Origin of the sequence: Ensifer sp., from assembly GCF_031989085.1 — a bacterium.
Classification (GTDB): Bacteria; Pseudomonadota; Alphaproteobacteria; order Rhizobiales; family Rhizobiaceae; genus Ensifer.
On record NZ_DALZXU010000001.1, the window covers coordinates 1,663,684 to 1,677,463 of the forward strand.

Here is a 13,780-nt window from a genome sequence, read left to right on the forward strand (position 1 = left end):
TTCAGGGGACGCGGTCTGGCAGCGTTTCGGTAAGGTTCGATCCGCACGACTGTTCATGCGGCGACGGGTCGGCAATGCCATTCCGGTCTCGAACCGTCACCTCGACAGACGCGCAAATTCGCGTCCCGACAGCGACGATGGCTATCGGGTGTACGGGGTGAAACTAGCGAGACCGGGGCTTATAATGGCAAAGCAGAACTCCAGAAAAAGACAGCGAAACGTGCTGCGACACACTCTTAGCTGAATCCGTCTGCTACGGGAAGTAGCATTATGTATCGGAGATCGCGCTTTCCGATTTGCAAAGAGGCCGTAAAGAACGCGCGATTGGCGTGAACAGCCTTTAGCGCCTAGAGGCTTCGGCTGGCTCTCGCCAATCCGTGTTCGATCAACAGGCCGACGAGGTCAGGGTAGGGCACGCCGCTTGCAGCCATGGCTTTCGGATACATGCTGATATCGGTGAAGCCCGGCATGGTGTTGACCTCGTTGATCACGACGCTCATGTCCGAACGGACGAAGAAGTCGACGCGCGCGAGCCCTTCGCAACCAAGCGCGATGAAGGCCTGCGCGGCCATGTCCCGCAGGCGCTGCGTGACCTCCTGCGGCAAATCTGCCGGGACGCTGATGGCTGCGCCATCCTCGTCGATGTATTTCGCCTCATAGGTGTAGAAACCGTGGCTGGCGTTGGCTGCAATCTCGCCGGGAACGGAAACCGTCAGGCTTCCATCCGGCCGTTCGAGCACGGCGCATTCGATTTCCCGCGCCTTGACGAATTCCTCGATCAGAACCTTGCTGTCGAACTTGAAGCCTTCGTCGAGCGCGTCCTGCAACTCCGCGGCCGTTCGCGCCTTGCTGACCCCGACCGATGACCCCTGCCGCGCCGGTTTGACGAACACCGGAAGTCCGAGTGCGGCGCTGACGTCGTCGAAGTGCGAGCGTTGATCGGACTTGACCGTGATGGAGCGGGCAACTGGCAGCCCGGCCTCGCGCAGCAGTCGCTTGGCCATGTCCTTGTCGATGGCGGTTGCCGATCCCAGGATGCCGCAGCCGACCAACGGGATATTGCATGCCCGCGCCAACCCTTGCATCGACCCGTCTTCACCAAACAACCCATGCAGGACCGGAAACAGGATATCGATTGCCGGCGGATCAACGGCGCCTTGGGCGACATCGAAGGCAATCAGACGGCCGCGCCCGCCCGGCACCAGGCAGACTTTCGTGCCCGCATAGGCAATGTCGGCAGGCAGGACGCCTTGAACCGCTTCGATCAACAGCCATTGGCCGCTCCGGTCGATGAGAATCGGCACGGTCTCGTATGTGCGCGGGTCGATGGCGCCAAGAACGTTGCGCGCCGAAAGAATGGAAACCTCATGCTCGGAGGATTGGCCTCCGAAGAGTACGCCGACGCGCAATCTCGTGGTCATTTAAGGTCCTTTCTGTCGGGGGGGAATCAATCTGCGGGTTCCGTTGTACCCGAGCAATTGCAACCGAATTGAGGTGCGGGACCGCCATCGTCTCCCGTTTTCGAACTCGGGGCGCAGGCGGAATAGCGCTGCGCCTCCAAAGGCACGATTGCGGCCGTGGGCCATGGTGCGCGGCGACCGCTAACTCAAAACGTCTGCTGTCGAGGCGCTGACGAGGATGAATTCGCCGCTGCGCAGATGATAGAAGCCGTCCTGGGGTACGGGCAGCTCCAGCATTTCTCGCCTGGCGAGACCGGAATAGACGCCGCGTATCAATCGACCAAACAGGCCGTGGGAGATCGCGATGGTTGGCAAATGCGTGTCGGCAAGCCAGGCCCTTGCCCGGGCGCACGCCGCATCGAAGCTTTCGCCGTCTGGAGACCTGAAATACCAGTCAAATGCGTCCGCGTCATCGAGCATTCCGGGAAATTCATTGTCGATCTCGAACTTCGTCATACCATCCCAAGTGCCGGCCGAAACCTCCGCCAGCCGTGGCTCTTCGCGGGCGATCTGGGGAATCACCCGCCTGATGCGTTCGGCCGTCTGGCGCGCACGACCCAAGGGGCTGACGTCGATCCCAAATGCTTGCCGGCTCGTTGAAATCTCGCTCAGGAGGAGGTCGGCGACGGTGTCGGCTTGTTCGATACCGCGCTCCGTCAGCGGAGAATCAAGGCGACCCTGGAAGCGGTGCAAGGTGTTCCACACGGTTTCTCCGTGGCGAAGCAGGTAAATCAATCGTATTGCCCCATTCGCTCACGCTCCTGAAATTCGCCGCTGACGATGGCACGTGGCGTTCGATTCGCCGAGGCGATCCGGCGGATTACCTTTGCCATCGTCGGCAACGTCTTAAAAGAATTGGCCCCTGCGGAAGGGGCCGAGTGGAGCGACAGTTGAGATGGGGGACGGAGCATAAACGCGCTTTCTGCGTATTGGTTCCGTGACTCGACAGGATCTAGGGCGCGCTAGTCGGAGCAGTTAAGGTGGTTTTGTGGCTCAAGCGGTCCGAAACAGTCCGGCCCTCAGCAAATTGAAAATGCCCCCTGAAGTATACCTCTTATACGCCTCACTCTGCAGAAAGCGTTGACCAGCATCCACGTAGCGTTGCCATTGCGGTTCGTTGACACCTTGTATGAAGTCGAGGAGATCCGCGTCCGAAGGGAAATTTCTCCGGTCGATAAAGGCGTCCGCAGGGATCCGGTCCTCAATGTCGGGAGCGCCCCAATAGACGGGTACACAGCCGGCGCGAAGCGCATCGAAGACCTTTTCGGTGACGTATCCGCGGGGGCTCCGGGCGTTTTCGTAGCACAAATTAAAACGATAGTTTGACATAACAGACTGCTTATCGTCGACCATCCCTCGCCAGGATTTGTAATCCTGTGACCATCCACGGCCGTAGTGGTCAATTTCGCTCAAGCAGTTAGCCTCGAAGAACTTTATCGTTCTGATCCGGGCAGTATAAAGCTCGTCTGGATGGGCAGACGTTTTGTTTGCAGAAAAATTGCAAATGAGTTTTCGCTGCTCAAACGGAACAAGCCCTGTTAGGGCCTTAAAATCCGGTTGCGGATACACGAACTCTGAGTACGGCAACCCTTCGCTAAACAGATCCTGATCCCATGTGAATACGACACTGAAGTGTTTGTGCACATCTTTGTCGTAGTTAAACTCAGCAACCACTTTCGGTTCGTAGAGGATAACCGCCAAATTATCAGCTAAACCTGCCTTGAGGCACCTTTGATAAAACGTTCGACGTGATGTGAAGCCTCTCACGTACCGTTTGACGCGTCGCCGCAAATTCGTGGGCCTGAAATCCTCAGGGACGTTCTGAAAAATGATCCAACGAACATCTTCCAATCGACCGCGGTATGATGACGGAGTGTAGAGTTCGAATCCTATCTCGCGAAAATGCGACTGAATTGAATGCCATACGTCATCTTCTTTCCCGGCAACGCCAGGGGCACTAAAGATGTTTTCCATATTGGTCTGCTGGGGGTCGTAGATAATAGCCTGCATTAGAAATCCACGTCTGAGATACAGAAGATTTCTATTTGGAATCTTGGGTTTAAGCAATCCCTTCGAGGCGGCGATCTGTTGAGGTACACGTCCCGCGTGTGGAAATCAACTGTGGGAGAGGGGCTGGCCGGTGGATGTTCGCAACAGCAATCGGCGGCGGAGTTGAAGCTTAGGTGCAGCGAGACGCACGCTTCGATCGCTTCGCCCGTACCTCGCATGGCAACTGAAACTCTCCCGCCAGATCCCCAATGTGTTCTGTTGCGCTCCGCTCTGTGCGCCAGGATACGCGCCCTTGCTTTACCGCGGCTAGTCCAGCGCATGGCTGTTCGCGATCACGTTGACGCCGTCGGCGCGATCGCGCACACCAACTACGCGCGCCCCGTACCGGCTTAGTTCGACCGACTCACAACGGCTGGGCCTGGCTGCTGCCAGGTGACGATCGACCGCAAAGTCCGCTTCGCGTCCGCATCCGTATGAATCGCCGTCGGCGCATAGTTGCCGCTTTCGCGCGCGTTGATGCCGTCGAGCCACACCCGCGCCTTCTCTATTTAGGTCGCATCGTCATCAACTACGGCGGCACGGCTCGTAAGCGGCGCCGAAGCGTTGGCCGCTGGCCAGACATAGACACAGCGAAAAGGACGGTAACTCACCTGGTCAAAGCAACGTTGCCTCCGACGCGTCCGATGACGCCTTGTTCGTCACCTGAACAGTTTTGAGTTGTCGGAGGTGGTTTCTCCTTGTCCGGGGGGGGGGGGGCTTCCCGGAGCGTTTTTCTTGTTCGGGTTTAAATTGGCGACCGCATGGCGGATTGAAGTCAAGATTTCCTGGCAGGAGGTCTCTCGACCTTGTGTTCGAGGTAGTACCAGTTGGGTGCCGCGCGCCGTGAGTAAAGCCGAGGCTTTCCCACTCGCTGCAGCCCGCATGCTTGCAGCGATGCAAGACTATGCCGCCTTCAGCCTTTTCTGTTGGAGCCAGCTTCGCGGCGCATTCTGTTGGACTTTTCAGCGGCTGAGGTCTGCAAATGGTCTCATTGGGGCGAGAGTCGACACCCTGATGTTGGGAAGCGGCTGAAGAGCGGGGCCAGATAGAAAGCCCAAGCCAATAAAAGTTGTGACACAAATGACTCAACCAGTATGCGCCAAGGTGACCAAGCGCTTGTCCGCAAAGTATACCGCGAACACTCTACGTGATTTTTCCGGGACTATTCAGGTTGTTTCTGGGAATTGGTGCCCAAACGTCCCGGTATTGGCTGTATTAATCGTCAGATGATTTTCGGAAATGTGAATAATTCTAAGGGAGATAGATGGCGACCCCTGCAGGATTCGAACCTGCGACAACCTGCTTAGAAGGCAGGTGCTCTATCCAACTGAGCTAAGGGGCCGTTGCGGGCGGAGCCCGTATGAAAAAGGAACGGCTCGAGAACCTCAATGGGTCCAGGGTTGCATCCGGCTGAAACGAAAATTGTCCGGGTAGGACACGGTCTTGCGCGTTGCCTCCTTGGGGGCGATCACGCGGTATTCGATGCCATTGCGCTCGGCATAGGCAATGGCCTGCTCTGCGCTTTCGAACGTCAGTCGCAACTGCTGCAGCGTGTCGCCCGAGCTGGTATAGCCCATGATCGGATCGATGGTCCGCGGCTTTTCCTGATCGAACTCCAGCAGCCACAGGTTCGTCTTGGCTTTGCCAGACTGCATGGCGGTCTTTGCTGGGCGGTAGATCTTTGCGGACATGGTCTCGAACGGCTCCGTAAAATTTCACTGCCGGGGCATATACCCGCCCCGGCACGTGTCTTCCCATAGCGCAGAATGATTTAAAACGGAATGACTTTGCTGCGGTTAAATATGGCTATTCGCCGCTATTGTGTTCGTGGTGGACAAGGGCAGGCGCGAGACGGCCTTTTCAGTCTCCGTGTTTTCCCCGGAGAGTATGAATGTGCGTTTGGACAAGCAGAGGCGGGCCGGTCGCGATATCCAGCTGGCTCCATCGCGCGGGCGAGTGCCTTTTCGGCCACCGTCTGAATATTATTGCCGCGCAATCGCGTTGGCGATCTGGGTGATTGGCCAGTTGGGCGGGGAAATGTCTGCTGATTCCCGGGTGAAGCCAGCATCAGGACCAGCCTGCGCTCACGTAGGGATCCTCGCTTCGCCGACATCGCTCCCACAGTGGAGGGCGTGTTCTAGTTGACTAGTGCCAAAGTTGCAGCGATTTCAGGGATTTAGTTGGTCGGAGTGGAGAGATTCGAACTCCCGACCCTCTGGTCCCAAACCAGATGCGCTACCAGACTGCGCTACACTCCGTGCCAACGGCGCCGGAGATACACGCTTCACCCACGCCCTGCAACATGAAATTTCAATCAGATCGGATCAAGGGGCAGGATGTCCACCGTTCGTCCCCTGCGCGCCACGCCAAAAGCTCATGGTTTCGGCCATTTGCGTCGATTTCTCATTTTCATTTAGTAATCCCTAAACTCCATGCGATAGAGCGCGGGGACCGACACCCATCCGATCTGGACCGATGACCGCCCAACTCGACCTCGCAACAGTGTTGCTGCTTCACAAGTCGTCGTTTCTTGTCGGCGCGCTGTGCTTTCTCTATCTGCGCTGGCAATCGCCGCTGAACGAGGGGCTCGGCATTCTGGCGGTCGGGTTTCTTTCTCTCGCTCTAGCTTCGACGCTTGCGGGCTACGGCGAACAGAAGCTGTTACCCGCTTATTTATGGACGCTTTCAAGCTTTACCATCGGCCTTTGTGGATATGCGCTGTTCTGGATCGGCCTGCGTCGGTTGAGCGGCCAGCGGCGGCGGCGTGCCGACTGGCTTGCGCTCGCCATTCCTGCGACCGGTGCGGTCGTCGGTCTGATCACCCATTTCCACGTCGTCAACTACGCCCGCGCAACGGCCTTCAACACGGCTGCCTTCCTGTTCCTCGCCGCATCCGCCTTTGCCGTTTTGGCGGACCGCAAGGGCGAACCCCTGCCGGTCAGGGCAATTTTTGCTGCATCGCTCGCCCTTGGCGCCGCCCTTTGCCTTGCCGTGGTTGTTGGGCTGCTCAAGCCAGACATGCTGCCGGTCACGACGACCTACGCCTTCTTCCTGCTGATCATCAGCCATTTTGCCATTGCGCTCTTTGCGCTGGTGCTGGTCAAGGAGAGGGCGGAGGCAGCGCTGCGCCGGACGGCGGATACGGACATGCTGACCGGCGTCGGCAACCGCCGGTGGTTTCTGTCGCGGCTGCCGCGCTCGGGCTGGAAGGGCGATGCTCTCGTGGTCCTGGACCTTGATTTCTTCAAGCGCATCAATGATCGCTTCGGCCACCAGGCGGGCGACCAGGCATTGACCGCCTTTGCCGGGATGGTCCGCGCAAACCTGCGCCCCACCGATTGTTTCGCCCGGCTTGGCGGCGAGGAATTCGGGCTCTACCTTCCGAAAACGAACGAGACACAGGCACTGGCGATCGCCGAACGCCTGCGCCGCGCCACCGAGCAACTGGACGTCCGTTTCGACGGTCAGCGTATTGCCCTCAGTGTCAGTGTTGGCGTCGCCTTCGGTCAGGACATGGCGAGCAACTGGGAAGCGCTTTTCAGCATGGCGGATACCGCTCTCTATCAGGCAAAACACGCAGGCCGAAACTGCGTTGTCGCGCACACGCTATCGTCGCAGATCGAAGCTGAAGGTGCGATCGCGCAGGCAGGTTGAGGCGGTATTGGGCGTAGGATCTGGGGCTTTGCAGCGCCGACAGTCGTCCGGTTTGTGCTGACCCGTTAAAAAAAACGGGCCGGCGGAGTTTGATCCGACCGGCCCGTTCCGGCAATCTCGCGGAAAGGGGAACGTCTCTGCGCGGGGCTGCAGCGCCGCGCGAAGGGAGATCGATTGCCACCTGATAATGCCTGAATGCGGGCCGCCCAATTGACATTTTGCGCCAGAAATTTGACATTTCTCGCATGGATGGTGCCGTGAAAACGCAATCTTCGATCGATGTCGTGGTGGTCGTGCTGCCGGAATCTTCGATCATGTCGTTGGCCTCGGTCCTCGATCCGATGCGCGCGACCAACCGGGTCTCGGGTCGGCAGATCTTTCGCTGGCGGCTGTTGTCTGCGGATGGTGATCCGGTCACGCTGACATGCGGAATTCAGATCGCCTGCGACGGCAAATTCGCATTGGCGCTAGAGGGCGATGTTCTGCTGGTGATCGGAGGCTTCAATCTCGATCGGCATGTCGGGCGCAAGTTCATCGCGACGCTGCAGGAATGCGCCCGTCACTTCGGCGTCGTGGCCGGGATCGAATCCGGTTGCTGGTTGCTCGGGCGCAGCGGCCTTCTCAACGGCCGCAAGGCGACAGCCCATTGGGAAGAGCTTGAGGATTTCAGCCAGGCATTCCCTGCATTGACCGTGCTCGGCGATCGCTTCGTCGTCGATGGAAAATTCTGGACCTCGGGCGGTGCGTCGCCGACCTTCGACATGATGCTGCACCTCATCACGCAACGCTGCGGCTCGGCGCTCGCGCTCGATGTCGCCAGCATCTTCGTTTACGACCAGACCCATAGCGCGGCCGATGTCCAGCCTGTGGTCTCGCTCGGGCAGATCGAAACCCGTGATCCCGGCCTGGCGCAGGCGATCCGCCTGATGGAGCGGACGCTGGAGCGGCCGATGACGGTATCGGCACTTGCGCGCCGGCTGTCCGTATCGCGGCGTAAACTCGAGTCCCTGTTTGCAAAGGGTCTTTCGACCAGCCCCGGCGCTTATTATCTTCGCCTGCGTCTGCAGGTCGCCCATCGCCTGGTGCGCGATTCGGGCAGCCCCATCCGCGAGATCGCCCTTCGCTGCGGTTTCGACAGCCTCTCGGCCTTTTCGCGGGCTTATGGCCGGGAATATGGAACGAGCCCGCTGAAGATGCGAGGCAGGCATCGCGGCGCGGTCGTGACATCGGATGAAGGTGAGGGGATCTGAAGGTGGTGAGCGCGCAGGGATTCGAACCCTGGACCTACTGATTAAAAGTCAGTTGCTCTACCGGCTGAGCTACGCGCTCCCTGGCCGCGGCCGTGAAGCCCGGCGGAAGTGGCCGGACATATGCACTTGAGCTTCCCGCCGGTCAACCCAAAAATTACGGGCGATGTGAAGAAACCGTGCATGGCGCAATGATCGCCAAAAGGTGATTGGCCTCCTTGGGGCCGTGCGGCTAAGGAATGGCGCAAATACCGCATGCCGGAGTTCTTGCCGTTGTCGATTGCCGATATCTCGATCTGGACCGCCATTCTCGCTGGCGCTCTGTCCTTCCTTTCGCCCTGCGTCCTGCCGCTCGTGCCGCCCTATCTCTGCTACATGGCTGGCGTATCGGTCGACCAGTTCAAGAGCGGCGAGGCGGTGTCGGCGCGCAGCACACGGCGCGCTGTATTGCCGGCGGCTCTGCTGTTCACGCTCGGCTTTGCGACCGTGTTCGTGTCCCTGGGGGCCGGCGCATCGTCGATCGGGCTGCTGCTGCGCCAGCACATGGATCTGCTGTCGCGTGTCGGCGGCGTCATCATCATCATCATGGGCCTGCATTTTCTTGGTGTTTTCAAGATCGGCCTTCTGGCGCGCGAGGCGCGTTTTCAAAGCGGTGGCAAACCGGCGACGCTGTCGGGCGCCTATATCATGGGCCTTGCGTTCGCCTTCGGCTGGACGCCCTGCATTGGTCCGGTGCTCGGAACGATCCTCGGGGTGGCCGCCGCGCGTGACACGGTTTCGGATGGCGCAATGCTGCTGGCCGTCTATTCGCTCGGCCTCGCCATCCCCTTCTGGATCGCCGCCGGCTTCTCGGGCGCGTTCATGCGGTTTCTGCTGCGTTTCCGTCGCCACCTCGGCCTTGTGGAAAAGCTGATGGGTGCGCTGCTGGTGCTCGCCGGCCTTGCCTTCCTCTTCGGCTTCATCAGCTCCGTTGCCATCTGGTTCCAGCAGACGTTCCCGATCCTGATGAAAATCGGCTGACCGGCACCGCGCATGCCGGTTGCGGCGCGAGCTATGGGAATCGCTCGCGTTGATGCTATTGGGTTGCCGAGGCCCGATCGTACAGCCGTGCGGAAGTTGCGCTCGAACGGCGACGGTGCCCGGGCTCTGGGCGGGGCATGTGCCGTTCAACCTGTGACGTGACATGACCGGGGAGTGGCATGACGGAAATTGCTGGGCTTGTTCTGCCGTTCTTCGGGCTGATCATTCTCGGTTATCTCACGGCTCGCTTCGTCGAACATCCCGGCGAGGCGATGGGTTGGCTCAACACCTTCATCATCTACCTTGCCCTGCCGGCTTTGTTCTTCAAGCTGGTGTCGCGAACGCCGATCGAAGAGCTGACACGCGCTGACTTCATCCTGACCAGCGTCGGCGCCACCTATCTCGTCTTTTCGCTGATCTTCGTCGTAGGTCTTTATGTGCGCCGCAATACCATCGGTGAGGCGACGATCCAGGGCTTTGCGGCGGCCTATGGCAATATCGGTTACATGGGGCCGGGCCTCGCGCTGCTTGCGCTGGGCGACGCGGCGGCGGTGCCGGTGGCGCTGATCTTCTGCTTCGAGAATGCGGCGCACTTCACGGTGGCGCCGGCAATGATGGCGTTGTCGGGCGGGCGAAAGGAAAACCCGGCGGTGCTAGCCTTCGGCATTGCCCGCAAGATCATCCTGCACCCGTTCATCCTGTCGACCCTTGCCGGGGTGGTCGCGGCCTTCTTTGCTGTCCAGCCGCCTTTGCCGGTGCAGCGCCTGATCGATTATCTGGCGCAGGCAGCCGCCCCTTGCGCGCTGTTTGCCATGGGCGTGACGCTGGCACTCAGGCCGATCAAGCGCATCCCGGTCGAGATCGGCTACATTGTGCCTGCCAAGTTGATCCTGCACCCGCTGCTGGTGTTCATGGCGCTCAGCCTGACCGGCAATTACGATCCGGTCTGGGTTCAGACGGCGGTGCTGCTGGCGGCGCTGCCGACGGCGACGAATGTCTTCGTGATCGGCCACCAATATGGCGTGTGGCAGGAGCGCGCCTCGGCGACGATCCTGATCACCACGCTGCTTTCGGTCGCGACCGTGACAGGGCTGCTTTACCTGATCCGCTCAGGCGCTCTTCCGGCCGATCTTTTCCCGTAAACCGTCCTTCAGCGCGTGAAAGGCGCTGCCGGGGTGCACGCCTTCGCGCATCAGCAGGCTGCGCAGCGGTCCGGCTGCCGAAAGGATGTGCAGGCCAACGGCTCGCAGCGCCTGAACCGGCAGGAAGCCCGAAAGCAGCGATCGGTTCAAGAGGTCGACGCTCGCCGTGCGGCTGAGAATGTCCGGACGACGGCGGCTGTCGAAGCGGTCGCCGATATCGGCTGGAAGGCTGCCGCCCGACGGTGCACCGATGAGATCGACTAGCGTCATCGCGTCGCGAAGGCTGAGGTTGAGTCCCTGGGCGCCGATCGGTGGAAAGGCATGCGCGGCTTCGCCGACGAGCGTCACCCGGCCCTTGCCGAAACGGTGGGCGCTCATGCCCGAAAGCGGAAACGACTGTGGGCGAGCTTCGACCGTCACCTTGCCGAGAATCGATTGCATACGGTCTTCGACGGCGCGCGACAGTGTTTCGAGATCGAGCGCGAGCGTTGCCGCCGCATCTTCGGGCTTGCGAACCCAGACGAGGCTCGAGCGGTTGCCGGGCAGGGGCACCTGGGTGAAGGGGCCGCTCTCGGTATGAAATTCGGTCGACGTATCCTGGTGAGGGAGCTCATGCGCGAAGTTGAGGACGACCGCGCTCTGCGGATAGGACCAGTTGCTGACGGCGATCTTGGCCGCCTCACGCACCGGTGAGCGCCGACCATCGGCACCGACGACCAGATCAGCCGTGATGTCGGTTCCGTCATCGAGCGTGATTCGCACCCGGTCGTCACCGATATCGAAACCGACTGCCGACATCGCCATGCGATCGAGCGTTTCCGTCTCGCCGGCTCGCTGCCGCAGGATGTCGAGGAAGGGGGCGTTGGGAATATTGTAGCCGAAAGCCGTAAGGCCGACTTCCGAGGCGCGAAAATTCACCGTCGGTGCCCGCAGCAGGCGGTTGGTTCCATCCAGGATGCGCATGGTCGACAAAGGCGCCGTCAATGGCTCGACTTGTTCCCACAGCCCCAGCTTCTTCAGATAGTCGATCGACTGGTCCATCAAGGCAGTGGTTCGGCCATCGGTTGATTGAGGTTCCGGTCCGATCAGCGCGACGCGGTAGCCGCTGTCGGCAAGCGCGATTGCTGCCAGAGAACCCGCAAGGCCCGCGCCGACGACGGCGATATCGTGATGATCCATGATCAGGGAACCCTTTTGCTCGCGCCGTCAGGCGCCTGCTCTTTCTTCTCGAGCTTACTTCTAGTCCTCGACAGGCGCGAAATAAATGGGTTGAATCAGCGCAGAAGCGTTTTGAAAGTGTCCACAGGACAATCCGCGCCGATCAAAGTCCCGCTTGAATTTTGCTGGCGATGCGTTGCAAAGGGTGCATATTACGCGCAATGCGCCGCCACAGCGGTTGAGGCAGGGTTAGAGGCTCTGTCTGGGGAAATGCAGAAGGGATAGGCGGCGTCCGCAGATGAAGTTTTTCAACTACAAACGTGTCCCTTACGCCGAGATTCGCGCCTTCTCCGTGCATATATTGACTGCATCAGGATCTTTCCTCGCTTTTCTCGGCGTTGTTGCCGCGGCCGAGCACCGTTTTGTCGATATGTTCTGGTGGCTTGGCCTCGCGCTTCTGGTGGATGGCATCGACGGTCCGATCGCTCGCAAGGTCCGGGTCAAGGAAGTGCTGCCGAACTGGTCGGGCGACACGCTCGACAACGTCATCGATTATGTCACCTACGTCCTGTTGCCGGCCTTTGCGCTCTATCAGAGCGGCATGATCGGAGAACCCTGGTCGTTCGTGGCGGCGGGCGCGATCGTGGTCTCGAGCGCGATCTACTATGCCGACATGGGCATGAAGACCGACGAGTACTTCTTCTCGGGCTTTCCCGTCGTCTGGAACATGGTGGTCTTTACGCTGTTCGTCATCCAGGCGAGCGAGCTGACCGCCTCGATCGTCGTTTTCGTCTCGGTGGTGCTGACATTCCTGCCGATCAATTTCCTGCATCCGGTGCGCGTCCAGCGGCTTCGGGTGCTCAACCTCGGCGTCTTCTTCCTTTGGTCGGCGCTCAGCATGTATGCGCTGCTCTTGCATTTCAACACGCCGGCCTGGGTGGTGACGGGTGTTCTTGCAACGGGCATCTATCTCTATGTGATCGGTTTCGTCCTGCAGATCTTCCCAAAGCTCGGCCGGACCTAGGAGCTCTTCGATGGCACAGGCAATTGTCGTTCGCGAACTCGGTGGACCTGAGGTCCTGAAGTTGGAGGGCGTGACGCTCTCGCCGCCTGGGCCGGGCGAGGTGCAGATCCGCCAGGTGGCCGTCGGGCTGAATTTCATCGACGTCTATTTCCGTACCGGCCTCTATAAGTCGGCCTCTGGCCTGCCTTTTGTTCCGGGAAAGGAAGGGGCGGGGATCGTGACTGCCGTCGGCGACTGCGTCAGCCTCTTCGGCGTCGGTGACCGGGTTGCCTATGCGTCGTCGGATGGCGCCTATGCCAGCGAGCGGAATGTCGAGGCATCGCAACTGGTCAAGGTTCCCGATGGCATATCGCTCGAGACAGCCGCAGCGATGATGCTGAAGGGCATGACGGCGCAATACCTGCTCAACCAGACATTCCAGGCCGGCCCGGACACGACGCTGCTCTTCCATGCGGCGGCCGGCGGAGTCGGGCTGATTGCGGGTCAATGGGCAAAAGCGCTCGGTGCAACCGTGATCGGTACGGCCGGCTCGCAGGAAAAGATCGATCTGGCGCTCGCCCATGGCTACGATCACGTCATCAACTATCGCACCGACGATTTCGTCGCACGGGTGAAGGAACTGACCGACGGGAAGGGTGTCGATGTCGTCTACGATTCGGTCGGCAAGGACACCTATCCCGCCTCGCTTGATTGCCTGAAAGCGCGTGGTCTCTGGGTAAGCTTCGGCAATTCGTCCGGACCGGTCGATGCCTTCAGCATCGGCATCCTGGCGCAGAAGGGATCGTTGTTTGCCACTCGGCCGACACTCTTCGGTTATGTGGCGACGCGGCCTGCGCTTGAAGCGTGTGCAAACTCCCTCTTTGATATTGTGCAAAGCAACAAAGTGCGTATCAATATAAATCAGACTTATCCGCTTGCCGACGCCGGTCGCGCGCACACGGATCTGGAAACAAGAAAAACGAGTGGAACAACACTGCTGATTCCTTGATCGAGGCCTTAAGGCGGACGGGGATCGACAGAGGGGAA

General features: G+C 59.9%; 11 protein-coding genes and 3 tRNA genes. 6 read left to right on the forward strand and 8 right to left on the reverse strand.

Annotation, left to right across the window (positions count from 1 at the left end; translation table 11 throughout):
* Window positions 1–347: 347 nt before the first annotated feature.
* The 6 genes from RTP54_RS08115 to RTP54_RS08140 all read right to left on the reverse strand — a co-directional run bounded on the left by RTP54_RS08115 (window position 348) and on the right by RTP54_RS08140 (window position 5,767).
* Window positions 348–1,421 carry a D-alanine--D-alanine ligase family protein gene (locus RTP54_RS08115; protein WP_312361904.1) on the reverse strand — a complete coding sequence of 358 codons (1,074 nt, stop codon included), beginning with the start codon at window positions 1,419–1,421 and terminating at the stop codon, window positions 348–350.
* Window positions 1,422–1,601: 180 nt separating this feature from the next.
* A complete protein-coding gene (locus tag RTP54_RS08120; RefSeq protein ID WP_312361906.1) occupies window positions 1,602–2,195 on the reverse strand; it encodes a histidine phosphatase family protein in 594 nt (197 codons plus the stop codon).
* Between the two features lie 258 nt (window positions 2,196–2,453).
* The gene (locus RTP54_RS08125; RefSeq protein ID WP_312361907.1) at window positions 2,454–3,470 is read right to left on the reverse strand and encodes a glycosyltransferase family 10 domain-containing protein; all 1,017 of its coding nucleotides are present in this window, start codon (window positions 3,468–3,470) and stop codon (window positions 2,454–2,456) included.
* Between the two features lie 1,304 nt (window positions 3,471–4,774).
* Window positions 4,775–4,851, reverse strand: a tRNA-Arg gene (locus RTP54_RS08130).
* Window positions 4,852–4,894: 43 nt separating this feature from the next.
* Complete coding sequence (locus RTP54_RS08135; RefSeq protein WP_025426983.1) at window positions 4,895–5,200, reverse strand: ETC complex I subunit; 306 nt, start codon at window positions 5,198–5,200, stop codon at window positions 4,895–4,897.
* Window positions 5,201–5,690: 490 nt separating this feature from the next.
* Window positions 5,691–5,767, reverse strand: a tRNA-Pro gene (locus tag RTP54_RS08140).
* A gap of 217 nt (window positions 5,768–5,984) precedes the next feature.
* On the opposite strand from RTP54_RS08140, the gene RTP54_RS08145 reads away from it, so the two are divergent.
* The gene (locus RTP54_RS08145) at window positions 5,985–7,163 is read left to right on the forward strand and encodes a GGDEF domain-containing protein (RefSeq protein ID WP_312361909.1); all 1,179 of its coding nucleotides are present in this window, start codon (window positions 5,985–5,987) and stop codon (window positions 7,161–7,163) included.
* A gap of 245 nt (window positions 7,164–7,408) precedes the next feature.
* Entirely contained in the window at window positions 7,409–8,413 is a 1,005-nt protein-coding gene (locus tag RTP54_RS08150) for a GlxA family transcriptional regulator (protein ID WP_312361910.1), read from the forward strand.
* Between the two features lie 3 nt (window positions 8,414–8,416).
* On the opposite strand, the gene RTP54_RS08155 is transcribed toward RTP54_RS08150, so the two are convergent.
* Window positions 8,417–8,492: transfer RNA gene (locus RTP54_RS08155), tRNA-Lys, on the reverse strand.
* Between the two features lie 191 nt (window positions 8,493–8,683).
* Here RTP54_RS08155 and RTP54_RS08160 point away from each other — a divergent pair.
* The gene (locus RTP54_RS08160) at window positions 8,684–9,430 is read left to right on the forward strand and encodes a cytochrome c biogenesis CcdA family protein (protein ID WP_112816656.1); all 747 of its coding nucleotides are present in this window, start codon (window positions 8,684–8,686) and stop codon (window positions 9,428–9,430) included.
* Window positions 9,431–9,609: 179 nt separating this feature from the next.
* Window positions 9,610–10,572, forward strand: coding sequence for an AEC family transporter (locus tag RTP54_RS08165; protein WP_312361911.1), 963 nt, complete (start codon window positions 9,610–9,612; stop codon window positions 10,570–10,572).
* Here RTP54_RS08165 and RTP54_RS08170 read toward each other — a convergent pair.
* Complete coding sequence (locus RTP54_RS08170) at window positions 10,540–11,751, reverse strand: UbiH/UbiF family hydroxylase (protein ID WP_312361912.1); 1,212 nt, start codon at window positions 11,749–11,751, stop codon at window positions 10,540–10,542. The two genes, RTP54_RS08165 and RTP54_RS08170, sit on opposite strands and share 33 nt — an antisense overlap.
* A gap of 277 nt (window positions 11,752–12,028) precedes the next feature.
* Between RTP54_RS08170 and pcsA the strand changes: the two genes are divergently transcribed.
* Window positions 12,029–12,754, forward strand: a complete 726-nt coding sequence (gene pcsA, locus RTP54_RS08175; RefSeq protein WP_112805241.1) for a phosphatidylcholine synthase — start codon at window positions 12,029–12,031, stop codon at window positions 12,752–12,754.
* 10 nt (window positions 12,755–12,764) lie between these two features.
* Entirely contained in the window at window positions 12,765–13,742 is a 978-nt protein-coding gene (locus RTP54_RS08180) for a quinone oxidoreductase (RefSeq protein ID WP_312361913.1), read from the forward strand.
* The last annotated feature ends 38 nt before the right edge of the window (window positions 13,743–13,780 follow it).

Excerpts from the sequence above, each read along its gene's own strand:
- RTP54_RS08165 (WP_312361911.1), top strand. The coding sequence starts at position 9,610 with ATGACGGAAATTGCTGGGCTTGTTCTGCCGTTCTTCGGGCTGATCATT.
- RTP54_RS08180 (WP_312361913.1), top strand. The coding sequence starts at position 12,765 with ATGGCACAGGCAATTGTCGTTCGCGAACTCGGTGGACCTGAGGTCCTG.
- RTP54_RS08150 (WP_312361910.1), top strand. The coding sequence starts at position 7,409 with ATGGATGGTGCCGTGAAAACGCAATCTTCGATCGATGTCGTGGTGGTC.
- RTP54_RS08170 (WP_312361912.1), bottom strand. The coding sequence starts at position 11,751 with ATGGATCATCACGATATCGCCGTCGTCGGCGCGGGCCTTGCGGGTTCT.
- RTP54_RS08135 (WP_025426983.1), bottom strand. The coding sequence starts at position 5,200 with ATGTCCGCAAAGATCTACCGCCCAGCAAAGACCGCCATGCAGTCTGGC.
- RTP54_RS08125 (WP_312361907.1), bottom strand. The coding sequence starts at position 3,470 with ATGCAGGCTATTATCTACGACCCCCAGCAGACCAATATGGAAAACATC.
- pcsA (WP_112805241.1), top strand. The coding sequence starts at position 12,029 with ATGAAGTTTTTCAACTACAAACGTGTCCCTTACGCCGAGATTCGCGCC.
- RTP54_RS08145 (WP_312361909.1), top strand. The coding sequence starts at position 5,985 with ATGACCGCCCAACTCGACCTCGCAACAGTGTTGCTGCTTCACAAGTCG.
- RTP54_RS08115 (WP_312361904.1), bottom strand. The coding sequence starts at position 1,421 with ATGACCACGAGATTGCGCGTCGGCGTACTCTTCGGAGGCCAATCCTCC.